22 protein-coding genes are annotated in these 24,098 nt (G+C 42.0%); 12 read left to right on the forward strand and 10 right to left on the reverse strand.

Annotation, left to right across the window (positions count from 1 at the left end; all coding sequences use genetic code 11):
* Positions 1-30: 30 nt before the first annotated feature.
* From DFQ12_RS01200 to DFQ12_RS01220, 5 genes are all read right to left on the reverse strand, one after another.
* Entirely contained in the window at positions 31-822 is a 792-nt protein-coding gene (locus tag DFQ12_RS01200) for a hypothetical protein (protein WP_120257205.1), read from the reverse strand.
* A 9-nt stretch (positions 823-831) separates the two neighbouring features.
* Complete coding sequence (locus DFQ12_RS01205; RefSeq protein ID WP_120257206.1) at positions 832-1,635, reverse strand: hypothetical protein; 804 nt, start codon at positions 1,633-1,635, stop codon at positions 832-834.
* Between the two features lie 9 nt (positions 1,636-1,644).
* Positions 1,645-5,067, reverse strand: coding sequence for a TonB-dependent receptor (locus DFQ12_RS01210; protein WP_120259177.1), 3,423 nt, complete (start codon positions 5,065-5,067; stop codon positions 1,645-1,647).
* Between the two features lie 152 nt (positions 5,068-5,219).
* Entirely contained in the window at positions 5,220-6,383 is a 1,164-nt protein-coding gene (locus tag DFQ12_RS01215; protein ID WP_120257207.1) for a FecR family protein, read from the reverse strand.
* Between the two features lie 75 nt (positions 6,384-6,458).
* Positions 6,459-7,067 (reverse strand): RNA polymerase sigma factor, encoded by a 609-nt coding sequence (locus tag DFQ12_RS01220; protein WP_120257208.1) that lies wholly within the window; start codon positions 7,065-7,067, stop codon positions 6,459-6,461.
* Positions 7,068-7,327: 260 nt separating this feature from the next.
* On the opposite strand from DFQ12_RS01220, the gene DFQ12_RS01225 reads away from it, so the two are divergent.
* Together DFQ12_RS01225 and DFQ12_RS01230 are read left to right on the forward strand one after the other, a co-directional pair.
* A complete protein-coding gene (locus DFQ12_RS01225; RefSeq protein WP_120257209.1) occupies positions 7,328-7,564 on the forward strand; it encodes a hypothetical protein in 237 nt (78 codons plus the stop codon).
* A gap of 181 nt (positions 7,565-7,745) precedes the next feature.
* On the forward strand, positions 7,746-8,615 hold the full coding sequence (locus DFQ12_RS01230; RefSeq protein ID WP_120257210.1) for a hypothetical protein: 870 nt from the start codon (positions 7,746-7,748) through the stop codon (positions 8,613-8,615).
* Between the two features lie 13 nt (positions 8,616-8,628).
* Here the strand turns inward: DFQ12_RS01230 and DFQ12_RS01235 are convergent, their stop codons facing one another.
* Positions 8,629-10,020, reverse strand: a complete 1,392-nt coding sequence (locus DFQ12_RS01235; RefSeq protein WP_167457166.1) for a serine hydrolase domain-containing protein — start codon at positions 10,018-10,020, stop codon at positions 8,629-8,631.
* A gap of 93 nt (positions 10,021-10,113) precedes the next feature.
* Complete coding sequence (locus tag DFQ12_RS01240; RefSeq protein ID WP_120257212.1) at positions 10,114-10,755, reverse strand: helix-turn-helix domain-containing protein; 642 nt, start codon at positions 10,753-10,755, stop codon at positions 10,114-10,116.
* A 402-nt stretch (positions 10,756-11,157) separates the two neighbouring features.
* On the opposite strand from DFQ12_RS01240, the gene DFQ12_RS01245 reads away from it, so the two are divergent.
* From DFQ12_RS01245 to DFQ12_RS01275, 7 genes are all read left to right on the forward strand, one after another.
* Positions 11,158-11,958 (forward strand): helix-turn-helix domain-containing protein, encoded by an 801-nt coding sequence (locus DFQ12_RS01245; RefSeq protein WP_120257213.1) that lies wholly within the window; start codon positions 11,158-11,160, stop codon positions 11,956-11,958.
* A 98-nt stretch (positions 11,959-12,056) separates the two neighbouring features.
* The gene (estT, locus tag DFQ12_RS01250) at positions 12,057-12,905 is read left to right on the forward strand and encodes a macrolide hydrolase EstT (RefSeq protein ID WP_120257214.1); all 849 of its coding nucleotides are present in this window, start codon (positions 12,057-12,059) and stop codon (positions 12,903-12,905) included.
* Between the two features lie 60 nt (positions 12,906-12,965).
* The gene (locus tag DFQ12_RS01255) at positions 12,966-13,184 is read left to right on the forward strand and encodes a DUF4287 domain-containing protein (protein WP_120257215.1); all 219 of its coding nucleotides are present in this window, start codon (positions 12,966-12,968) and stop codon (positions 13,182-13,184) included.
* Between the two features lie 157 nt (positions 13,185-13,341).
* Positions 13,342-13,857 carry a DUF2975 domain-containing protein gene (locus DFQ12_RS01260; protein WP_120257216.1) on the forward strand — a complete coding sequence of 172 codons (516 nt, stop codon included), beginning with the start codon at positions 13,342-13,344 and terminating at the stop codon, positions 13,855-13,857.
* A gap of 1 nt (position 13,858) precedes the next feature.
* Positions 13,859-14,065, forward strand: a complete 207-nt coding sequence (locus DFQ12_RS01265) for a helix-turn-helix domain-containing protein (protein ID WP_120257217.1) — start codon at positions 13,859-13,861, stop codon at positions 14,063-14,065.
* Positions 14,066-14,133: 68 nt separating this feature from the next.
* The gene (locus DFQ12_RS01270; RefSeq protein WP_120257218.1) at positions 14,134-15,012 is read left to right on the forward strand and encodes an ABC transporter ATP-binding protein; all 879 of its coding nucleotides are present in this window, start codon (positions 14,134-14,136) and stop codon (positions 15,010-15,012) included.
* The gene (locus DFQ12_RS01275; RefSeq protein WP_120257219.1) at positions 15,009-18,182 is read left to right on the forward strand and encodes an ABC transporter permease/M1 family aminopeptidase; all 3,174 of its coding nucleotides are present in this window, start codon (positions 15,009-15,011) and stop codon (positions 18,180-18,182) included. The genes DFQ12_RS01270 and DFQ12_RS01275 overlap by 4 nt, the downstream gene beginning before the upstream one ends.
* 63 nt (positions 18,183-18,245) lie before the next feature.
* Here the strand turns inward: DFQ12_RS01275 and bla are convergent, their stop codons facing one another.
* From bla to DFQ12_RS01290, 3 genes are all read right to left on the reverse strand, one after another.
* On the reverse strand, positions 18,246-19,136 hold the full coding sequence (gene bla, locus DFQ12_RS01280; RefSeq protein ID WP_120257220.1) for a class A beta-lactamase, subclass A2: 891 nt from the start codon (positions 19,134-19,136) through the stop codon (positions 18,246-18,248).
* A gap of 9 nt (positions 19,137-19,145) precedes the next feature.
* The gene (locus DFQ12_RS01285; protein ID WP_120257221.1) at positions 19,146-19,607 is read right to left on the reverse strand and encodes a DUF6265 family protein; all 462 of its coding nucleotides are present in this window, start codon (positions 19,605-19,607) and stop codon (positions 19,146-19,148) included.
* Positions 19,608-19,727: 120 nt separating this feature from the next.
* Positions 19,728-21,032: a hypothetical protein gene (locus tag DFQ12_RS01290; protein ID WP_120257222.1), complete on the reverse strand. Its 1,305-nt coding sequence runs from the start codon at positions 21,030-21,032 to the stop codon at positions 19,728-19,730.
* Positions 21,033-21,263: 231 nt separating this feature from the next.
* Between DFQ12_RS01290 and DFQ12_RS01295 the strand changes: the two genes are divergently transcribed.
* The 3 genes from DFQ12_RS01295 (at position 21,264) to DFQ12_RS01305 (ending at position 24,093) form a co-directional block, all read left to right on the forward strand.
* Positions 21,264-22,241: a right-handed parallel beta-helix repeat-containing protein gene (locus DFQ12_RS01295; RefSeq protein WP_167457168.1), complete on the forward strand. Its 978-nt coding sequence runs from the start codon at positions 21,264-21,266 to the stop codon at positions 22,239-22,241.
* A 238-nt stretch (positions 22,242-22,479) separates the two neighbouring features.
* Positions 22,480-23,049 (forward strand): RNA polymerase sigma-70 factor, encoded by a 570-nt coding sequence (locus DFQ12_RS01300; protein ID WP_120257224.1) that lies wholly within the window; start codon positions 22,480-22,482, stop codon positions 23,047-23,049.
* 60 nt (positions 23,050-23,109) lie between these two features.
* Positions 23,110-24,093: a FecR family protein gene (locus DFQ12_RS01305; protein ID WP_120257225.1), complete on the forward strand. Its 984-nt coding sequence runs from the start codon at positions 23,110-23,112 to the stop codon at positions 24,091-24,093.
* Positions 24,094-24,098: the final 5 nt, after the last annotated feature.

The following is a 24,098-nucleotide window of genomic DNA, read 5'->3' on the forward strand; positions in this document are numbered from 1 at the left end:
CTGATCGCCAATGATTAGCTCTGGATCCGGTTAATCCAAATAGAAGAAAAGCCGGCTGAATATTTGATTAGGCACCTTGGGTGCAATAAAATAGGGCTGAACTTTTCCCTTATCGTTCAATTTTGGGAAAAAGAATCCCTCAGCACCGAGCTTACTTTTTGTTTCATCACCTTCAAAAGCCCATTCCTCTGTATTGGCCTTTGTGAAATGAACCGTAGCACTCCGCAGATCGGCGGTTTTGTCAAAATCCTTGAGTGGCAGATAATCGACATAGACCCATGTTCCGGGAAGCACATTTTTTGCAATGTACTCCTTACGGACATCGCCCGAAGTTGCATTGATCTTCTGTAAGGAAATATCAATCGGGAAGTCAACGCTTTTATCATAAATGTAAAAGCCCAATTTATTGACATTGGGGTCAGCAGCGGGTGGAACCACCGCCTGTACCTTTCCATCAAAATAGAGGTAGTTGAAATTTACTCTGATGGTGTTTTCAGGCAATTCGGCACTGTAGACCACTTTCTTTGTCACGGTGTCAGTTAACGTCACCAGTCTTTTCTTTGCTGTTTTGTAGCTATAAGCAGTTGTAAAATGAATATTGCTCTGGGGCTGGATGATAAATTTACCATCTTTATGATCAAATACGGTGGTATCAATCGCTACGACCAAAGGATGCTCGCCGCCATGATAGCCATTGATCAGAATATGCATCGCGCGTTCGACCTCAGGAGTATCCTTGTTGCAGGCGCTGAAGAAAAACGGAATGCCGATCAGCAGCAGCGCAATGCATGGGAAAAATGTCTTTGTCAACAAATTTTTCATCTGTATAAATTATAATTCTAAAACCTTATTAAACTGTATCATATTATTAACCGGAGCTTCGTTGATGATGAATAACTTGGAAGCGGCCTTTGTGGGCGAGGGTGTCGGCGCAACCGAGATAAGCGGGTCGAATTGAAAGGAGGTCCCCGCTGTATACGGTATGTCTGTCCCGGCTTTATAAATATGGGCCCGAAACAATACGGGCGTTTTCTGCCCATTATATTCCTGTACGCCTAAGGGAAAGGGGGCAAAAGAAATGGGCTGTGAGAACTCATTGGGTTTTAAATTTTTGATCCGGATGACCTCTTCAAACACTTTGGGGATAAAATAGTATTTCTTAAATACGATATCTACCGGTTCGCGGTAATTTAACATATTGGACTGGAACATATAGATTAATTGAACCTTGCCCTCTACCGGCGCCGGAATCACCGGAAAATCGCCTACTTTTCCGTTCATGTAGATCAGATTGAGGTTTGTCTCAGCTGCGGTATCGGTAGCTTTGATTTCCCTTTCCAGCAGAATTTTATCGGTCACTTTGGATTTCATGATAAATTTTAAGTGCTGTTTGTTTGGATCATTGAAATTATACTTGGCTCCAAAAGCGATTTTGCTAAACGCTGGCGTCACTGTAGAGGGAAAGGTATCCAACTGAAGAATAAGTTCCTCATTGCTGTTATTATAACCACTTAAATTGATCAGGTGTATATTGGAATGATACAATAGGTCGTCTCCGCCTTTATTGCATGACAATAGGCTGAAGAGCAGAAAAAAGGAGATCGCCGTGGCTGTTAAGATTATTTTTGGTGTCATAATAGTGATTTAAAATGTATATCCAATGGATAGGCTAAAGGAACTGCCCACTTTCCGGTTGAAGGTTTCTTTGTCGCCTACACGTGTCTTTTTGGTTCCATCCGCAGAGGTCTCGTAGTAGCCTTCCTCATATTTTTGAGAAAAGCCAAACTTCCATTCGTAGATCTCATCCCACTCTTGTGTCGGCCACTCGGAGTTTGATAAGCCTTTCCATCGATCTTGCACTTTGAACGTTTCGGTTCTGTTTACATAAAAACGGAATGGACTGTTCAGCAGATTGCTCAGGTTGAGTTTAAGGTCCAGATTCTTGTTTTTCAGTAATTTGTAGCTCAGTTGTGCATCGAGCTGATTGCGGGGGCGTTCGTATTCGATCAGCTCTTGGCTCATGGCGGTCATAAAGGTTTTATACCCCATATGGTTGAAAGCCACGTTGGCACCTAAGCGGTCTCCGGCATATTGTAATGCTGCATTATAGACGACGGGTATCTGTCCATAGAGGGGACGTTTACTTTTCAGGAATTGTTTTTCGCGGTATTCAAAGGTATTTCCATATTTGTCGGTGCCGATGCCCTTGGCCCTGAATTCGGCCGATTGTACTTCTGAGCGTTGAAGTGTGACGTTTCCGCTGAAATTAAAATTCTCCAGTAGGGAGCCCGGAAGCATAAATCCTAAGTTTTTGCGGATATCAAATTCCAGTCCCTTTATTTTGGCCCATTCCGAGTTATTGGTCGTTACATAGATGCGGTGTGAGGAATCCATCATCTGCTGGTACAACTCGATCGGGTTTTGAAAATATTTATAGAAAAATCCAATTGAAATGACTTCCGCAATGGAAGGATACCATTCCAAACGCATATCATAGTGGTTAATTACAGTGGATAGGACGCCTTCATTCCGACGGTAAGCGCCGCCCAGTGCCGGATCCTGACGCACCATTCTGGAGTTTTCAATCAATGCGGGACGGACCACCGATTGCGAATAGGCCATCCGGATATTGAAATCCTGTAATGGCGTCAATGTCAGGCTCGCCGATGGCAGGTAGCGCCAGGTTTTCTCTTCTGTTTCGGGATCTGCCGTCATGCCCACCAATTTTCCGGTCGCTGGATCGACAAAGCGTTGTTTCTGCATGGCAATGGTGCGTGCATCCATTTGCAGGTCATTATCGCCGTTTTGCAAACTTTTATATTTGAAGTATTCGGCACGTAATCCCCATGTCAGTCGAATCCAGGAATTGAACCGGTTGTCTAGCATGCCATAGACCGCCTGGTTGACGTTTTTCCCCTCATAGGCACTGATAGAGAAGGCGGCAGGATAATAGAACATCCCATGCAAAGGATCTTTAAGCTCCAGGTATTTCGACCAGGTATTTACGGGGGAGAGGGTGTTGGCATCGACCGAAACGATCGGCAGCGAGACCCATTCAAAAAGTCCATGCCGATCCATAAACTGATAGCCGGCTTTCAGGATCTGCTTTTGCCCAAACCAATTCGTCTGGTAGCTCAAGGCACCCTCAGCAATTTTATTGGTCTCCGTATAATGGTATTCGGAGCGTGTAAATGTCCCGTCCCCGGCATTGGCATAGTGCGAAGGGGTAACATTGTAAATGGTATCATTTAAGAGGCCGATCGGAGCGAGCCAGGCTTCGGTGGCATCTTTCTCGAGGTTGTTTAGGCGATTGCGGGCTACATTCCATTCCAGCTTAAAATTGCCAAAGCGATGCTCCCCGTCCAGCCTATTCTGGAGCATATTGATAAATTTGGGGCGGTCATATTCTCGAATGGCAGGTCTCGAATCGTAGCCAATATCATTTCCCCAGCCCTGGATCACGGAAAACTGATTGTTGAACATGCGGGAATAAAAGTTGCGGGAGGTTATTTTGTGATTTTTGCTGTTCCAGCCCAGGTTGATCAATCCGCTTAAGCTCGAATTAAAGTTGTACTGCATGGAGGTCGTCGGATGGATTTCTTTTCCAGTGCTGATATCGTAGGTTGTCCCCTCGACTTTCTGCCAATTGCCGCGTTCAAAATTGGAGATATTATCAATAGACTGTTCATTTCGATAGCTGATCGAACCTACAAATCCAAAGATGCCCTTCATCGTATTGTAACTCCGTCCCAGGCTGAACTGATAGTTTTGCCCGGGTAGCGCCGTATATTTTCGTGTACCCAAACGTTCTAATCCGCCGATGCGTTTGTTCTGTGCAGCGATCATTTCCGGTGTAAAAGGTGTCACGCCTTCAGGTACGGGTTTATAGGGGTTGGCAGGATCATAATTGATACCGTTGAACACGGTTAAATCCCTTGGGAAATTGCCCCGCGTGCCGTCGTCAAATGCCAGGTAGTCCCAGCCGCCACGACCGTAGCCCAGGAAGTCCTTGCCCGTTGATCCATTGATATACTTAGTTCCTAGCGAAAAGGAGGTGAAGTTTTTGACTGGAATAGCCAGGGTATTGATCTGGACCAGTCCACCACCAAAACCAAAGCTCAGATCTGGCGATGAAGTCTTGTGGATAACGACATTGTCGATCAGGTTGCTCGGTACAATATCAAACTCGAAGTCCCGTACCTGTACGTCGGTACTCGGGAGGGTGGCGCCATCCATCATGGCCAGGTTATACCGTTCGGCAATACCCCGGATCACAACACGGCGGTTGTCATTGGTACTGACACCAGCGATGCGTTTTAAGGTTTCACCAACGTTTTTGTCCGGTAAAACGGCTATCTGCTCGCGACTGATACCGTTGGAGATCGTCGCTGCATTTTTTTGCTTGGTATATAGAGAAGCAATACTTTCCTGTTTATAACTTCCCGTGACAACGACCTGCTCTAAGCTTTTGATCACATCTTTTAAAACGATGCTTAGGTTGGTCTGCTTCCCGGCATGGACAACGATGTCGGTGATCCTTTTTGTCTGATGGGAAATGTAACGGACTTCAATGGTATAGGTTCCGGCAGGGATATTCAACGTATAGCTTCCATCGGCTTTACTTTTTAGAGACTGGCTGGTTTGGAGCACAGTGATACTCGCATCTGCGAGTGCTTCACCATTTTCGTTTGTAATCCTTCCGCTGATATTTCCCTTTTGTTGGGTCCCGATTTTTTCTGCGTTGTGGGATAGTGAAAGGGGGATAACTGCTGTTTTTTTTGCCGAAACGATCACGGATTGATCCTTCAGCACAAAGGTCAGCGGTTGGTTTTTGAAAATTTCTGTCAGTACACGATTTATATCGGTGTTGCGGGTTTCTATGGTGACCGGTCTGGACATTTTAAGAAGGCTGCCTTCGACTAAAAAACCATAACCTGTCTGCGTACTTATTTTTTTGAATACCTTGGCCAGGGAGCTGTTCTTCTCGGAGAGACTGATGTTTTGTCCTATCGCCCCAAAGCTGATCTGTAGCATGCCAAAAAGTGTCATGAAGGTGGTTAGCTTCATTTTCAATCGTATTTTTGTATTTTTTTTATACATTTGTTAAGCTGAAATATGTGTTAAATCGGATCGAGAAATTCATTTGCCTATTCCGGCTATAGGCCAGTAGTGTTAGGACCACTATTGGCTTTTTTTGGAATTAGGCATCAGGTTGTGTGTTATTTTTTTTCTACAATAAGCCTCCTTCCTTGCATCTCTACCTGAATGCTTTTAAACGTTTTTAATAGATTTAATACTTTTTCAAAAGGCCAGGACCGCGGTATTCTTCCCGTAAAGGTTTCCTTTGTTGCGGTACCATTATAGTGGATGTCCACATTATACCAACGGCCCAGTTCGTCGATAACGCTGCCGATATCGGCATCTGTAAAATCAAAATAGCCCTCTTTCCAGGCGATTACTTCTGCCGGGTCCACATTTTTTACGGACATCGCATGTGCGGCTACAATGCCCTGTTCACCAGGCTTGAGGATAATGCGCTGATGGCTATTGGTCAAGGCGATAGAGCCGCTTAAGAGGGTTGTTTTAGCACTAGATTTGGCGTTGTAAGTATTGACGTTAAAGTGTGTGCCTAGCACTTCGATCAGTTGATTTTCAGACTTCACGCGGAAAGGCATGGCAGCGTTGTGCGCCACCTCAAAGTACACTTCGCCTGTGATCGTCACTTCCCGCGAAGTCCCCTGGAAGGCGGAAGGGTAAGTGATCGAGGATTGTGCATTCAACCAGACTTGGGTGCCATCGGCTAAGGTCAACTGGTATCTGCCACCCCGTGGGGTCGAGAGTGTATTGGTATGCACCTTGCTGACTTTTTTGCTGGCTGTGTAAACCAGATTGCCGGGTTTCAGTTTGTTGATATGAATGTTGCCTTCGGCGCTGAGCTCTCCGTTTTTGGAGTTATCCAATAGGATCTTTTCACCATTACCGAGTGTTAAGGTGGCTTGATCCGTCGCGGGATTGATGTTGCTGCTTAGTTCTTCTGCGCTGCTGGGTAGCTTGTCAGCCTGCTTCTGGAAGATATAAAATGAGACTGCACAGATGAGAATTAAGGATGCGGCGGCTTGCCATAGCCTATTGCCCGGATTTAGGGAAAATCGCTTTTTGGGCATTGCTGCTGAGAATGTCTCAGGACCGATCTGATCGAAGATCTTTTGCTGCAGTTGCTTTTTTCTGACCGCACGTTCTTCGGCGCTTAAACTATCGATGAGATCTGGATTGGCTTCAAAGGAAGCATACCAATCTTCAAGCTGCTGTAGCTCATCTTCGGTGATGGTTCCTGCTTCGTATTTAGCGAGTATATCGAGTATCTGTTGATTTTGATCGTCCATTTCCTTTGCTTTATACTAACTAGTACCCTAAGTATTTAAAAGCGGGAACAGGAATTTCAAAAAAAATGATTTTACTTAATTTTTATGCGTGTACAGTAGCAGTACCAGATAGAAAATATCCATTTGATGTTCTTTGATTTCGCTGCGCATAATATTCATGGATTTGGTGATGTGCTTACGGACCATGGCCACGGAAATATTCAATTGGTCGGCAATATCCTGATTAGAACGTTTTTCGAAACGACTCAATAGAAAAACCTCTTTGCAGGTGGCTGGCATTTTTTCGGTGATCTGAAAAATCTCGGCATGGATTTGTTTCGCCTCCAGGATATTGTCGGGCTGAATAGGAGCGGTATAGCCGCTGTAAGCTACTGTTTCGATATATTTATCCTGGATCTTTTGTGCCCGATAGGTTTTAAAGACCTGAAATTTAATCGCTGTTTTTAGGTAAGCCGAAAGGGAATGGCTGACTTGAATTTCCTTCCGCCGTAAATAAAAATTGACGAAAACATCCTGAACGATTTCCTCTGCCATAGCAAGGGAGAGCGTCCTTTTCCCGGCGAGATTGATCAAGGGTTCCCAATAGCGGTTATAGAGTTCAGAAAAAGCAGCTTTATTGTCTTGCGATTGGACCAAATCGAGCAGTTCCTGATCTGTAAGCGCTGTAAATTCATAATTAGCCATGATAATTAAGCAAAGACCAAATATAGATAGGCAATTATACCTCTGCGTTTTACGAATATTAATAAATTATTAATATTCATTTGGTCTGTTGTAGCACTGTAGGGCTCTAATTTTTTTTTATTCTTTACTTTTGACTATTGTTGTTTAATGGTCAAAAGTTTTTATATTTGTTACGCTAAATAACGGGATATAGCCTAAGCTGATCGGGACAATCGGTTTGTCGCTATGGATTTCGTTATGGACAAAAAATACAGGGAAAAATGAAATATTACTTACTAACCTTTGCTGTTTCGGCCCAGGTATTGGCCAAACGTGCAGATCTAATCACCTATCTCAGTCGGCATATTGCTGATCTAAAATATATTTCGGCAGACTTACAGGATAAACTATGTACAATTACGGTGCGCACCTTAAAACGTGATGAGGCTGCTATTCTTAACCTTATTGCGATCAGGGGATTTAACGCAGCGTTTTTATCGGCGACAGAGAGCGCGTAAGCGACTATAAGCTCTGCTAGCTGTCTGATCTTTTCCTGCTGGTATTCGCTGTATTCAAGGTCTCCCGTTGAACTCGCTGTTTTGTTGTTTAATTAATGTTTTTTTATTATTTAATTAATGAAATATTTTGTAGGTTTGCTGATCTTATGGTCCAGTTAATTGCTGTATAATTTATATTTCTATGTTAAAATATTTAAGTGTTTTTGCTTTTTCGACTTTACTTGTCTTTAGTTGTTCAGATAAATACGAACAATTGGATCAAGATGATAAGGATAAAGAACCCAAAGAAGAGGCTGTAAAACCGCTGCCATTGCATCTTATTGCTGATAATAGAAAGGCTGGCATTTATGATATGGTGCTCTTCACCTTAAAGGACAGCACGTATAAAGGCCCCAATGAATCGATTGCGGTTTCCCTGATGTATAGCGACTTGGATTCGCTTATTTGGGAAGTGGGGGGGAGCTCCCAAAAGTTTAATCTTTTGCGTCAACATGGAGGTGGTTATTCTTTTACAACGGAATGGGGGCACAATTTCTACCTTCCGGGTACCTATAAAATCTTTTTATCGGGTTATAAGGACAATAATAGGCTGGTCAGGGATTCGATGAATGTCAATATTTCGGCCTCAGCTGATTTTTTGAATGTCAGTTGGGATCAGGTTAAAAATTTAGGTCAAAATACTGGCTACACAAGCAATGGCACCTTGGGCTATGAATTTCAGATTCTGAATAGAAATAACGATCATGTATTATCTTCCACACTCACGATCACATTTGATTCCACAGATTTTAGGAAACCCAATCCTGACTTAGCTGATAAAGAACAGGCGGCGCTTTCAGCCTATATCACGCAGTTGTATGGCAAAGCAGCTTTTGAAGGTGACGAAGCGGTTTTAAACCAACAGTTTAAGCAACTTTTTAAATCATCGATACCGAAAGATAAAGTGCTGAAAATCTGGAAAACAAAGAAATCCAATATTGCCTTGTTGTACCGGAAGCGTGAAGAGAGTGATATTTTTCATTATTGGGTGCATGCCGAGCCTATTGGTTAAGGGTATCGGCAATTCAATCTTTTTTCCACATCAATTGATTTAAATTTAACAGGGAAACTTTTCTTTTCCTATCGAGCATAAATTCGAAGCGGACGGATTTACCGGTCTGATCTTCCAGGATCATAGCGGTATTTCCTGAAAACTTTAAGGCGGTATCCGCAAAGATGTCTGTTAGATAAGTTGTATATAATTTGCCCTCCTTTTGGTATATTCGGAATGATGCTTTGCCACCTACCAGTGAATAGGTTCCGGCATATTGTTCCGGATTGATTATTGGGCTTTCTACAAATGCGGGCAATACCAAACTGGAAATATATTCATCAAATCTGTTGAATTCAAAATCGCTCGTGTTGGTCAAGATCACCCATCCAACTTCAAGCCTGGGGTGAATGACGATCTCACATCGAAAGCCCAGCATTGATCCCTCATGCCTCAGATAGGGGTAATTTCGCTGCCAGCCAATCCCAAGGGATTGCATCATGCGAATGGACTTTTCAGAAAGCAAAGAGTTTTTAGTATTGAACTGTGCACTGATAAATTTTGCAAGGTCTCTGGTGGTCGAATACAGTCCAGATGCCGGTGCCATCGCATTGGCATAATAATCTGGTGTTTGGACAAAGAGGTTTTGATCATTCAGAAACCGATAGCCCTTAGCAATCGTATTCTCCGGACTGCTTATGGTTCCGACCCCGGTATGGTTAAGGGCCAAAGGATCGCATATCGCTGATTTTATGTAGCTGTCGTAGTTTATTTTCACCGCCCTTTCCAGTGCTAGTCCTAATAAGCTATAGCCAAGATTAGAATAATGACGCTGATCACTAGGCAGATATTCAAAAGCCGGATATTCCTTTGTTATCGTCCCGAGAGCATTCAGAAAAGAGGTTTTAGAAGACGAATTTAACGATTTTACATTCTGTTTTGCAAGCAGAAGCTTCTCGGCATTACTGAATAGCTCAAATTCTGATGGGGAATTGCGGGGTAGGCCCGAGGTATGGGTAGCTAATTCCAACAGGGAGGTTGTTTCGGGATTGCCTTCACGGTTTAATCCAGTAAACTCCGGGACATATTTCCTGACATCTTCATCCAGTGTGATGATTCCTTTTTCCCATAGCTGCATCAGCATAGTGGCTGTAAACATCTTGCTGATAGACTGAATCTGATATTTTGAATCAATCGTTGCAGGGATTTTCTGATCCAAATCTGTGAAACCGTCTGCACCCGAAAAAATAATGGAGTCGTGATGTACGATGGCTAGGACGACGCTAGGAGCGTGGTAGCGTTCTTTAAATCCGCTGATGCCGATCTCCAATTGTTTGCGGATGGAATCGGTTATGTGCTGTTGGCCAAAGGTCGGTTGGACGGCGACAATAATCAGGAGAACGATATTAAAAAGTAATGTTTTCATGGCTACATTTTTAACAAATATAGGGTGTTCCAGTCCCTGATTTTGCGTCAATCGCGGTGCCATTCTTACGCCATATTTATGCCAATATCTGTATCAGAGTAAATTGGGTATAAATTGCACAGGATGATCCTTTTTATTGAGCTGGAACGAGATAAAAAAGGTGGTTATCAAATGAATAAAAAGCATAAACCAATAGACCCACACAAACATGGGGATATCGAGCATTATGGCAGGAATCGATGAAAACCACAGGATAACGAGCGGTGTCGATATCATAAATAGCATTGTTGCTATTGACCATATGATTTGGAAACTCAATATTTTTAAAGCTGTTCTGGTGCTAGCGTTGGTATCTAGTTTCTTTTTGAACAGAAAATAAAAAACAGGTACGGATATCAGGTTGGCAAAAGGGACAAGCAATACAATCAGCGCGCTGAAATTGATGTATTTAATTTCTTTTTGGCAGTCATTCCGCTTCATCTTATTGATTGGTTCTAGTGCGGTTGTTCCTTGGGGCTGCTCGGGGGTGTTTTCGTCCAAATCATCCGATTCAAAGTAAATGGTCTGTGGGTCTATATCGAGGGCCTTGCAGAGCGATTTTATAATGTACGGACTTCCCTTAGATTCATTTTTCTCTATCCGTTGTATGGTCCGAAGTGAGATCCCCGACAGATTCGCCAGTTCCTGTTGAGATAATATTTTCTCGTTCCGTATTTGCTTTAAATTCTTTTTCATCAGAAAAGTGTTGTTATCTAGTGTATTTTCTTGAGCAAACCTGAGCCTATGCTAGTGCTAAATTTAGACAGTTTTGCTGGTAAAATTTTACTGGAACAAATGAGATGCCTGAAATATAAAGTTTTGATATATAGTTATTTGTATTGCTTGTTTTGCATTTTATCTGTTCGCTATTGAACGCGGAATGTTCGTTTGCGGGCATTTGGTAACTCATATCACATTTTTTGCGCGTATCAAACCCTTAATGAATTACTGAATTTGATGTTGTACACAGCAGTTTTAGGGTTTGTATAGATTTATTCATGAGCTGTCTCACATGTTGAAGAGAAAGTTACCTTTTGCGCTATTCCTTTTGTTTCTAGTGATTAATTTTTGTAAATTCTCAATTCTAAATACGATAAGATGAACTACGAAAAAGTATATCCCAAGGAAAGTATCAAGCACCTTGTTTGTTTTTTCTGGAACTTTGAAGCCGATTTTGAAGCAACATCTTCGTACCAGCATTCATCTGTAGCGTCGATATATCCGAAATTGGCCTTTCAATATATTCCCGGAATGAAAATTTCCAAAAATCATGAAGTAATCAATTTGTTCAATAGTGGTTTTCAGTCGCAAACAGATACCTTTTGCCAACTTTCCGCCGAACAAAAAGTAGGTGTTTTCGGAATCTATTTTCAACCTTATGCTATACCATTTCTCTTTGGTCTTCCTACATCTGAAATTACGAATCAAAATATTGAAATAGCTGAATTATTGGGGGAAGAGGGTGTTTTTTTAGAGGAAAAGGTTTTGAACTGTGTAAATACACAAGAAAGAGTTGCTGTGATGACGGAATATCTAGAACAAAGGATAAATAAATTTTCAACTAGGCTAGAGGATACCATTGCTGCAATACAGCATATTGTTTTTCATAAGGGGAGTACGAAAATGATAGAAGTTCTCGGACGACAATTTCTATCTCAGCGGCAGTTTGAACGTAACTTTAAGTTATTGACAGGCTTTTCTCCTAAAAATTTCTCAAGAATTGTCCGTTTTGAAAAAAGTATTGAGAATGCCATTAATCAGGATTTATCATTGACCGAAGTGGCATTGCAGACAGGTTATTTCGACCAATCACATATGATTAGAGAATTTAGAGCTTTTACCGGTAAAAATCCAGTAGCCTATTTTTCTGAGGACCTGTCATTATTCGTAAAAGAATAAATGTCGAATTTATACAATTTTAGTTTTTAGACTGATGGTACTTTTGGGAATGAAAAGAATCGGAATTTTTACTCATTTTCATTTTAATAAATAGTTGTATGAAATCACATGCTGAAAAAATAATTGTCAAGAATGGAATTTCCATTTACACAGAACATTTTGGAAAACCGGGAAATCCAGCGATTTTATTAATAGCCGGAGCCACTGTTTCGCTATTATATTGGGACAAGGAGTTTTGTAAAAAATTATCCCAACAAGGTTTTTTTGTCATTCGATACGACAACAGAGACATCGGAAAATCGACGACAGGAAAGCCTGGTTCCATCTCCTACAGTATGGAAGATCTTGCTGATGATGCCATTCATATTTTGGATGGATATCATATTAGACAAGCAAATATTATGGGAATTTCTTTAGGTGGTTTGATCGGCCAAATTGTTGCGATCAAGTATCCTGAAAGGGTTGGTTCACTCGTTTTAATGTCTACTGGACCATGGGGTACACCTGATCCCAAAGTTCCTGAAATGGATAAGCAGATTATTGACTTTCAGGCCAAAGCAATGCATGTAAATTGGGACGATGAAAATGCTACAGTAAAGTATATGCTAGAAAGTGCGCATCTGATGGCTGGCCAAAAAGCAGTAAACTATGCGAAAGAAGAAGAAAGAGTTCGGGCAGATTTTCATCGATCCATAAATTACCGCAGTATGTTTAACCATGCCTTACTACAAGGAGGGGAGGCCTATTATGATCGGTTAAATGAGATCAAATCACCAACATTGATAATCCATGGTTCTGAAGATAAAATATGGCATTTTGGCCATACAGACAAACTATTATCGGAGATTAAAAATTCAGAACTTTTGAAATTAAACGGTACGGGACATGAACTTAATGATAATGATTGGGATATGATCATAAACAGATTGAACGAATTCATGAATTAGTCGGAGGAAATTTCGAAAAATATGGACTTTAAAATATAAATTAACAAAAAATAAAATCTTATGTCATTTCAAACCTATATTAAAAACATTGAAGAAAAGACGGGAAAGTCCCGCGCTGATTTTGAAAAGTTAGCTATTGAAAAAGGGTTTACTGAGGAGGGAAAAATAAAAAAAGGAATCAAAGCAACCCAAATCGTTAATTGGCTAAAAGAGGATTTCGAATTAGGTCATGGACATGCCACTGCGATGTATGCCTATATTACGGGGAAACGCGAGTAAACATAAAAACTTCTCTTTTATATTTCTGTTCAATTTATTGGAATAAAAGTATGGATCGGACGGTCGGATTGTTATTCTGGTAGTATCTAATTATTTTAAATAATTATTGTTTTATTTTAATTAGTTCATATATTTGAATAATTAATCAGATCTAAATATGGAACAGACTAAGTTGATCGCTCGGATTTTGCAATTTATATGCAGGGCATTATCCTTGATCTATTTTTCGACTTTTGTGTATTCGCTTTTCTGTCTTGTGACAGGGATGTGGATCAGGCCTTATGGGGAGGGCAGATTCCTGCACATCAACTATCCCTTTACAGCGACCGCCTTTTTAAATGTGGACAACAATTTGGCTTACCTTATTTTTTCTTTTTTGCTGATCTTGCTGGGTTATGGTGCCTTCTTTTTTCTTGCGGCCAGGGTGTTCAAGGTCTTTATGCAATCGCGGGTGTTTACGCCAGCCAGCATAAAGACGATGCAGTATTTTTACCTGTTTAATATTTTTGTGCCCCTGCCCAGCGTTTTAATCGCCAGCTACTTTGTCGAAGTAGAGGGCATGATCTGGATATTGATCGGCATACATTTTATCTTAGGAATATTTAGCCTATTCCTTGCCAATATATTCAGACAAGGGGTAAATTTGCAGAACGATCAAGATCTTATCATATAATATGCCTATCGTAGTCAATTTAGATGTCATGCTTGCCAAGCGCAAAATGCAGAGCAAGGAATTAGCGGAACGCTTGGGGATTACAACTGTAAACCTCTCTATCCTCAAGACCGGTAAGGCCAAGGGGGTGCGTTTTGATACCTTGGAGTCAATCTGCAGGGAGCTGGACTGCCAGCCCGGTGATATCTTGGAATACCGAGAAGATTAACGAATATAAATATCATTTTTTTTGGCTGCAGTTTCTGTGGCTAGCCACCTTATTGACCTTATTTTCCGATGAATAGTTTAAGTATCGAACAATTGAGCCTGACTTACCGGAATGGAGTACAAGCGCTCACCAACATTGACCTAAAGATTTCCAATGGCATGTTTGGCCTATTGGGACCAAATGGAGCGGGCAAATCATCGCTTATGAAATGCATTGTCGGCCTAATGCAGCCTAGTCAGGGAAGCATCTCTTTCAATGGCAGTTCCGTAAAACAGGATCCGGATGCTATCCGAAAATACCTGGGCTATCTTCCACAGGATTTCTCGGTTTATCCCAAGGTGACGGCTTATCAGTTGTTGAATCACATCGCTCGCCTCAAAGGATTATCTGATACCAGGTCTAGGTCTGAGCAGATCGATGTCCTGCTTCATAAAGTCAACCTCTACGAAGCGCGAAACCAGGAGGTATTGACCTTTTCAGGGGGGATGAAGCAGCGTTTTGGGGTTGCCCAGGCGCTGTTGGGAAGTCCCAAGATCATTATTGTTGACGAACCTACTGCAGGCCTGGATCCGGCGGAGAGAAGCCGCTTTAACTTTCTGCTCAACGAGATCAGCAAGGATGTGATCGTGCTGCTTTCTACCCACCTGGTGGAAGATGTACGCAACCTTTGTCCCGCAATGGCGATCCTGGCCGCCGGAAGGATCATCAAACAGGGAAGGCCGGCAGACCTGATCCACCAGCTCGATGGAAAATTATGGTCAGCTTTTATTCCATCATCGGATCTGCAGCACTATGAGGATCAATATCAGCTGATCAGCAAAGATCTCCGGGAAGGGAAATTGCAGATCACCATCTATGCGGAATCACCGGTCCCTGGTTTTACTGTTCAAAAACCTACGCTGGATCATGTTTATTTTAAGGCCCTGGATGAGGAAGCAAAACGATGAAAAGTATTTTAAGGTTCAGCCTCTTGCGCGGATTGAAGGGCTGGCCAACCTACCTGTTTCTGGCACTCATTGTGCTTATAGCCGCCTTCTGTGGCAACCAGTTTAATATGTCCATAAGCCAGGATATTTACACCAATGCGGCTTATACAATTGGCTTTGTGCTTGGATTTTTTAGCTTATCAATTATTTTCTTTGCCTGTTATTTTGCACAAAAGATTCTTTTCAGCGATGCTGAATCTGGCTTTGGTCAAATTGTGTTTGCAACGCCGATCCACAAGAAAGCGTACCTAGCGGGAAATTTCACTGCCCATTTTCTGCTGAGTTTGATGTGTTTTGTCCTTGTCTGTCTAGGCTTTGGTATCGGCCTGAATCTGCGGACAGGGGTGGACATGCAGCCCGTTTTTTCCTGGGGATATTACCTCTATCCGTTGTTTGTATTCGGCGTTTTCAATAGCTTGTTTGTCTGTAGCCTGCTTTTTACCTTATCTTATCTGTCCAAAAGCAAGCTCACGGTACTGCTCGGAGCGATAGCACTGTATATCGCCTATATGTTGCTGCTCTTATTTTCCAGCTCGCCTTTTATGAGCGGCAGTATGCCGCAATCGATTGGCATGCAGAAGATTTCCAGCTTGCTGGATCCCTTTGGGATTTCAGCTTATTTTTATGAAGCGCAAGCAAGGTCTGTAGATGCCAAGAACCTAGCTTTGCAGCCTTTCTCGGGCTTTTTGCTGATCAATAGGCTTCTCTACCTTGGGCTTGCAGTAGGCTGTTGTCTAATCGGTTATGACCGATTTTCCTTTGCTTCCGCCAGCATCAGGCGAAAGGTAAAACAGCCGCTGACACAGGCAGCCCCGGAGCGCCAATCGATGCCCTATAAAAAAATAGCGGCTGTTTTCCATTGGGAGGCAAGGGTCCAGGCAACGCTTTCCTTTGTCAAAATAGATTTATCCTATCTCTCGAGGGGGATAGCCTGCTACGGGATCAGCATGTGCCTGCTTTTTGCCATAGGAATGGAAATGTATGCGGAAATTGAAAAAGGTATTCGGATACCGCAAAAATACGCCTCCTCAGGGCTCTTGTCCGCTGCGATTATCGAAAATTTTCAGCTCCTGGGGATGTTGATTATCCTGTACTTAACCAACGATCTGTATTGGCGGTCCTGGGTTTCGGGATTTTCCCGGCTGGAAATGACAACATATTATAACAGGAACAAATCCCTCGGTCATGGACTGTCCCTGATCGTGGTGATTCTATTTTTTACAGTGCTGCTTGTGCTGGAAGCAATCGTCTTTCAGTTTGCCTATGGATACCTACAATTTGACTGGGCAGCATACGCTGGAGTGCTCAGCTTTACAAGCCTCTCTTTGATCTTATTCGCCCTGATAATTCTTTTTATCAATTCAACTACCGCCAATCGGTTTACAGCTTTGGGTATCAGCCTGCTCGTCTTTCTCTTTTTAGGAACCTTTTTTGTCAAAAAAATCTTGCCAAATCCGCTGTTTCACTTTTTCTTGCCCTACGAAGAGGGCTATTCTGATTTCAGTGGTTATAGTGCTTACTTGACGGCTTACTTGCTTAGGACGGTATTTGGGCTGAGTCTGATTGGATTGTGTTATGCCCTGGCGAGCCTGGGGTTCAGAAATAGACGCTTGATCAAGATTTCGGCAGCTTCTGCTTGCCTGCTAGCATCCGTTTTGCTGGCCTGGATGTATTCCAAAGAACAGCATTTTCAAAGCAAAAAAGCGGGGTATCTGGCGGCTGCAACATATGAAAAGTTATATCGATCATACGATCAGATGGTGCTACCCAAAATTGTCAGGCTGACGACCGAGGTTTCCCTTTATCCTTCCCAGCAGCATTATCGGATCCAGGGGAGCTACCTGCTGAAAAATGAAGGACAGGGGCCTATGGACACTGTGTTGATCAATTTTCATCCAACATTAAAACTGCTGCAATCGGCATTGATCATGGGTGGTGATACCATTCAGGTCAACACAGCCAACCCACTGGTTCTGTTGCCAAAGTCCTTGTCGCCAGGGGACACCATGTTGTTTAACTTTGACCTTTCCTACAATTGGTATGGGGTGAATGCACATGATCCTTTTAACGTGATCATGAATGGTGGTTCATTTATGCGGATCAGCCGATATTATCCGCAATTGGGCTATCAGCAGGATGCTGAGCTGACAGATCCTAACCTACGAAAGGAATATGGTCTAGGGGTGGGGCGAAAAGAAAATCCACTGGTTGGACCGGAGGTTCAAAAAAATGATTTTATCGATTTGGAGATGAAGGTATCTACCCAAGCTGATCAAGCCGTCGTTGCCTCGGCTGACCTGGTCAAAGACTGGCGGGAAAAGGGACGACATTTCTACCAGTTTAGCGCACAGCAGATACCTTTTCGGTTTGCACTATCAAGTGCTTCCTATCAGATTAAAACCTGCTATCACCGGGGTATTGCGATTTCGGTGTATTACCACCCAAAACACAGCGAGAATGTGGAGCATCTGCTCAAAAACGCCAAGTTAAGTTTGGATTATTGCATCGATCAATTTGGGCCCTATCCGTTTCGATCATTGGTGCTGGCAGAGATCGCAGGGTACACCAAAGGATTTGCCGGAACTGCTTATCCTGCTGCGGTATTTATGCCTGAAAATATGGTCTTTCATGCAAACCTGCATGCGGATAAACATCAGGATGTGATCAACGAAATCGCTGGTCATGAAGTCTCCCATCTCTGGTGGGGAAACAGCCAGATCGATCCGGATGACCGGCAAGGGAAGCTGATGCTGACGGAGTCTTTGGCCATGTACACCGAGATGATGTTGTACAAAAAGATGTATGGTCAATCGGGGCTGCAGCGGCAGCTGGAGCTGCACGCGCAGATCTACGCCAGTGCAAAGGGGCTGCAGGTGCCCGAGCCGCTGTACATGGTCAGTGCCGGAAATACGCATACCGCTTATTCTAAAGGTGCTCTTGTATTTGTGAAGATAGCAGACTTGCTGGGCGAAGTAGAACTCAATAGGGCATTAAAGGCGTTCCTGATCGCGAACAAGTATCCTAAAAAGCCTACGAGCCTGGATCTGATCGAAGAGATTCGGTCGGTATGCAAGAACGAAGGCCAGTTTCGGAAAATCGAAAACCTGCTCAAAGAGGCCGAGAGCCTCTGAAAAAAACACAGACGGCAGCAGTATCTAAAAGATGTCCAGACTGAAGAAAATACTTTACCAGCGTTATTTTTTGCTGGTAAAGTATTTCCAAGTCGCTCCAGTGATATCAGCAATTAATTTTTCACTGTCTTCTCTCTTTTCCGTAATATTCATTAGGTATATCGAGAGCGTAAAATGATGACCATTGGGCAATTTCACAATACCGATATCATTCATGGCAGCTCTGAGATTTTGCTCGTTTGTATTCGATATTCCAGTTCTGTGTGCGAGTTCTGTTCCTTGCGGAAGGCCGGCCTTCATCCAGGTAGTTCCTCTGGATGTTTCGACCATGATCTGATAGAGATAGCTGCTGGTTTCTTTTTTTAGTATTTTACCTTGATAGAATTTTTCCAGAAGCAGTGTGGTAGCTATTGGTGTGGTGGTATTGAGGTACAGATTATCCCAGGTTCTCATTTGCTGTTCATTGACCTTGATGGTGATATCTTTAATGCCCTGTTGGCTAATAAAATCCTGCACTTTTTCTGGACCGCCAAGCAGTTTTAATAAGATGTCGCAGCCGTTATTATCACTGTGGGATACAGTATACCGTAAGAGTTGATCCAGGGTTAGGTAAATATTCCCATTGGGATAATCATCCCGCATAGGGCTCCATGTATCTTCAAGCAGTTCATCTTTTTTGATAAAAAATTTTTGGTCGAGCCTTAATTTCCCCTTGTCCACTTGATGAAGTGCAGCAAGTGCTATATGAAATTTGAAGACACTCATCATCGGCATTTTCAAATTTCCGTTGATGCTTAAGGTATCTTTAGCAGCTATGCCTTTTATTGAAATTCCGACTGTCGCATTTTTCTGGGCTATAATTTCTTGTAATTGTTTTTTTAGTTGCAGCGTCGATTGTGCTTTGAGCTGAACGTTGATGAACAGTAAGGTAATGATCAGGAATATATTTTTCATCGAAATTGTTTAAAGCTTCTTAAATTCGAATGGAATTTGCAGGCTATCTCCTGATACCGTTGCTTTTAATTGCTCGCTATCTCGCCAATATTTTATCCTGTTCGGAAATGGTAGAGAGTCATTTTTGCATTCAAATTGACCAACGTTTATAGTACTCATTTCAAATGAAATAAAATCTTTTTCATCTGGTGTTTTTACACGTAATTTCCAGTTATCATCGGTCTTTATGATATTCATTTTTTCTTGATTGATGGTGTCGTCTTTTTGTAGTGTAAAGGCAAAACCAGTGTAAGTTGAATCGTTGATTTTTGACCAATTCTCAAACGTTCTTTTACCGGCCGCTTCATTGGTACGTTGCCATTTTCCCAATAGCCAATCAAAATTTTCCGATTTTTCATTTTGTCTGCTTGTGCATTGTATAAAAACAAAAGCAATTACGACCATTATTAAAACTTTCATTATTTTCTTCATTTTAATTTCCAAAAAAAGTGGGTGTAAAAATCTAGGGAACCTCTAATCATTAAAATAGTTAATATTAGCCTAAATTTAATAAAAATTTCGCGTTCCGAAAATATTAAGTGCTAGGTGCTATTATTCGCTTTGCTGACCCTTCTTTGGGATGGATAGGGGGGTGGAATTTACAAGGAAATCACTAAATACATTTTTGGCGCCGACAGAAAACTGCACATCTTTTACTGATCCGGTTCCTAAGAAAAAGTAGCCGACGCCTACAATGTGAATAGGTTGTTTAGTTAATGGGAAGGAAAATATTTCTTTCTCATTGATCCGGAAAATAAGTTTGTCAGCGTTGGCGGAAACAGAAATTTTTGTCCAATGCGAAAGGTCTGTGCCAAAGCCTGAAAGGTCTGTATCCCTACCCCTGAACAGTTGTTGATGATTAACGAGACTAAGTTTTCCGACACATCCTTTTTGCGAGAAAGGAACTGTAATAATCCCTTGGTCTGTATAGAGCATAACATAGGTAAATTGACAGGAGGAAGCGCCATTAGGATAACCATGTTTGATCATAGAGGAAAAATTGAGCTCTTTCAATGGGATAGGAGCAAAATTCCCGACATTATAAAATTGTGTAAACCGCGGTTGAGCACTCGTATTGATCCCGAAGGTACGCAGTTGTGGTTCAGAAACAGTCAATAAGCTGTCCCTGTAAAAATCTTCCTGTTTTAAATAAATGGGTACGGGGTCGTTTGCAATCAGACCCACCCATCCTTTGGTGGGGATTAATACTGCTTTTTCCTTGACAACCCGTCCGCCGGTAATCAGCTTTGCGATATGCACCCCCGGCTCATAGTAGGTTGCCGTATGTGTTCTGGTATGTGGATTGACTTTTTCTGTTTTGGTGGAGTCCCAATTTTTCTGAATGTACAGTACGTCATCTGACTGTTCATCCTGACCGTATTTGAAAATGACTGTACTTGGAATATTGTTTGATGTACGAACAACATCCAAGGTATAATGGATCGATGCTTTTTTATTCGTTGAATAATAGTTCCAGCTAAAAAAGCAAATGGTGCCCAGAAGTATGCAAGCTATTATGGTGATCAGGTATTGTTTTTTGAACTTTTTATTGTTGGGTAATACCGGTTCCTGTTCTGACACTTCTGGACTACTGCTTTGCTGAAATGACCGCCAGTTGTCATAGCCTGCAAAGGAAGCTAAGGCATCCAATGTTGTGATCGAAGGTTTATTGTCATACAGGGAATGACCCCACACCCGCCTGAGGGTGCTGACGCTGAGGGAGACCTTTGTTTTCTCAAATATCTGGTTGGAGAGGGACTCGAAATCCCGCGTACTCCATAAAGTGCTGTCGCCCCAGTTTAGGTATTTTTCAATACATGCTTTACATTCCTGAATTTTGTCTTCGTTATAACCCATTAAAAGTCAGTGTGATATATGTTGGTAAAAATTGAAAACAGTTTGACATGGAAGTGTTGGATGTAACATCTACTTTCGTCTTCGTACATCATGCTTTAAAATTACCCCGAGCTTATTTGACTTAGATTCAGGATGTTTAAAGCTGTTGACTGATAGATTAAATTTACTATATATCACGATAAGATGAAAAATTATTTTTTACTAGTTTTTATTTTCCTGGCGAAAATATCCATGAGCACCATAGTATATGCGCAGCAACAGGCTCAAACGATTTTTGTTGATCCCGTAAGCGGAAGCGATACAAATTCTGGTACATCAATTGCCCCTTTAAAAAGTCTTAAACACGCAGTTTCGCTAGCAAATGGCAACGATATTGCGGGAACTTTTACAATTAAATTGTTGCCGGGCCTCTATGTATTGGAGGACAAAGTACAGCTTGAAAGAAAAACAGCTGGGCTTGTGATAGAGGCATCTGACTTACCCGATTCGAAGGATTGGAATCCTTATAAAATGCCGGTCATCAGCTCAGTTTCGGCAAACAATTCTACCGTTCAGTTTCCACATGCAGCCGGGATTTTAGTTGCAATGAATAACGTGAAGATCAGTGGATTAAAATTTATCGGTAATGCCAATCCAGTCACCCGGTATTATTATCCTATTTCTAGAAAGGATACCTTGGCAACAGGATTGGAGATTAGTCAATGCTACTTTATTGGGGAACGCAACGCTGCACCGATACAAGCTGCCGTATGGGTTCATGGGAGTAAACTAATGGTTGACCACTGTGTGTTTTTTGAATGCAAAAATGCCCTGGTATTGATCGAAAATATCCGCGATTTTTCGATGACCAATTCGATCGTCTATGGTGCCTACGAGGCTGCGGTCTGGTTTGGTGCCTATCATACACCAGTGCGATTTAGCAACAATGTGATTTCCAACTGTAATTTCTTTTGGCTCCGGGCAGAAGGAACCTACCCCAAATATGAATTTCAAAATTCCCTGTTTGCAGGCAACCAAAGCTTTATGGGACACTATACGAAAAGTGGTTTAAAACCGGCTGGGCGAAACGAACATATAGAGAAAAATGTGCAGAAGAATACTAAAAAAGTTGAACTGATTACAGTTGGACAAAAAGGCCTGATCACAAACTATCTGCATCTGTCTAACGGAACGATGGGATCGGAGCTGAAGGCTGGGATTTTTAAATAGTTTTTTTGCACAAACGATTAAAGCATACGGACCCGGTGCGCTTTAATCGTTTCCCCTCCACTCATGCGCAAAAAATTAAGAAATGGATGATTTCACAGCCAAATCAACTTATTTGGGGCGTTATGTAGCTGTATACCTCATATCTGATAAAATTTTAAACAATCGATTGCATGGCTTTTAATTTTTTGCAATTTGATTAAATCTCCTATATTTCGCCGACAGAACTGTTTTATAAACAATGGGTAGTACCAATCTCCTAAGTAAAGAACATGCTTTTAAGGCTCTTTTTGACCAATACAAAGATGATGTGTTTGGTTATGCCTTACGTTTTTTTAGGTCGCGGGAACTATCCGAAGAATTGGTGCAGGATGTTTTTATGAAACTTTGGCTCAATTGGGAGTCAATCGATAGCGATAAAAATATCAAGTCTTATATCTTCACCATTGCCAAACATACCATTTACAACAAATTGAAGTCTTTTGTGGTTCAGCAGACTTATTTGAACGATGTTTTCTATAACTATTCCATCGAAAGCAATGCGGTCGAAGAACTCGTCCATTATAAAGAACTGAAAGGGATCTACGATCAGGCGGTAGAGAAGCTGCCTAGCCAGCGGCAGCGCATCTTTAGACTGAGCCGCGAAGAGAATTTGAGCCATGAGGAAATTGCCGAACAACTGCATATCTCCAAAAATACCGTCAAGGACCAAATGGTGAAATCACTTAAGTTTATTCGTCATTACCTGGAGGTAAATGCAAATTTAACAAGCTTACTGTTAGTCTTTTATCATTATATTCAAAAAAAATAAAAAAAGGGGATCGTCCCTCGAAGTGACTTGGTTGTATTAGCTCTATATAACCGAGTAAATATGATGACCAACCAAGAAGTAACCGCGCTTTATATCAAATTTATCCATGGGCAGTGTACCCAGGCTGAAATAGATATATTGCTATCGGTCCTTAAAGAGGAACAGTATAGGGATGCCTTTCCTGAATATGACCAGATTGCCCCATTTATTTCCAAAAAAGATGTACTGACAGCGGATGCTTCGGACCGTATTTTTGCAGCTATTGTCGAGACGGAAATTCCGGCTCAGCCAGTTGCAGATTCACGTTTCAGGCCCGGAAGGTGGTGGGCGGTGGCTGCCTCATTGCTGATGCTTTCAGGAATATATTATCTCTTTACGATACAGCAGATCCCCAAAAGTATTAAAACGGTCTATCGTGCAGCAGACGAAAAGAAAATCTATCAGCTTCCGGATGGGACAGCGGTTACGCTAGACAAGGGTTCCGAGCTCGAGGTATCCAACCATTTCGGCATAGATTCCATCCGGGAGGTCTGGATCAAAGGGGATGGCTACTTCAATGTCGCTCATAACAAGAAAAAACCGTTTATCGTGCATACCCTTGCTGGCATGAATGTCAAGGTATTGGGTACCGAATTTAATGTGAGCGCCTGGAAAGATAAAGCGTATGTGGTGCTCAATAAAGGTAGTGTTGAAGTGAATGCTGCGGATCAGCAGCTGCGACTGCAACCAGGGGAGAGGGCTCTTTTCAGCTCTTTGGAGCAGCGCATGGAAAAAAAATCGGTCGATACGGTCTTCTATAATGCCTGGAAAAATAACTTGTTGGCCTTTGATAATGATCTGCTGAAAGACGTGGTGGGGAAAATAGGACGTCAATATTCCTGCTCCATTGAAATCGCAGATACCAATTTATCGCGGATGACATTTACAGGCTATATACCGCGGAATGACCTGAATCTGGCGTTGAATACTTTAAGTAAATCATTGAACTGTACCGTGGAGCTCATCGACGGCAAGTATATTATTGAACCCAACCAATTAAACTAATTATT

Source organism: Sphingobacterium detergens, assembly GCF_003610355.1.
Classification (GTDB): Bacteria; Bacteroidota; Bacteroidia; order Sphingobacteriales; family Sphingobacteriaceae; genus Sphingobacterium; species Sphingobacterium detergens.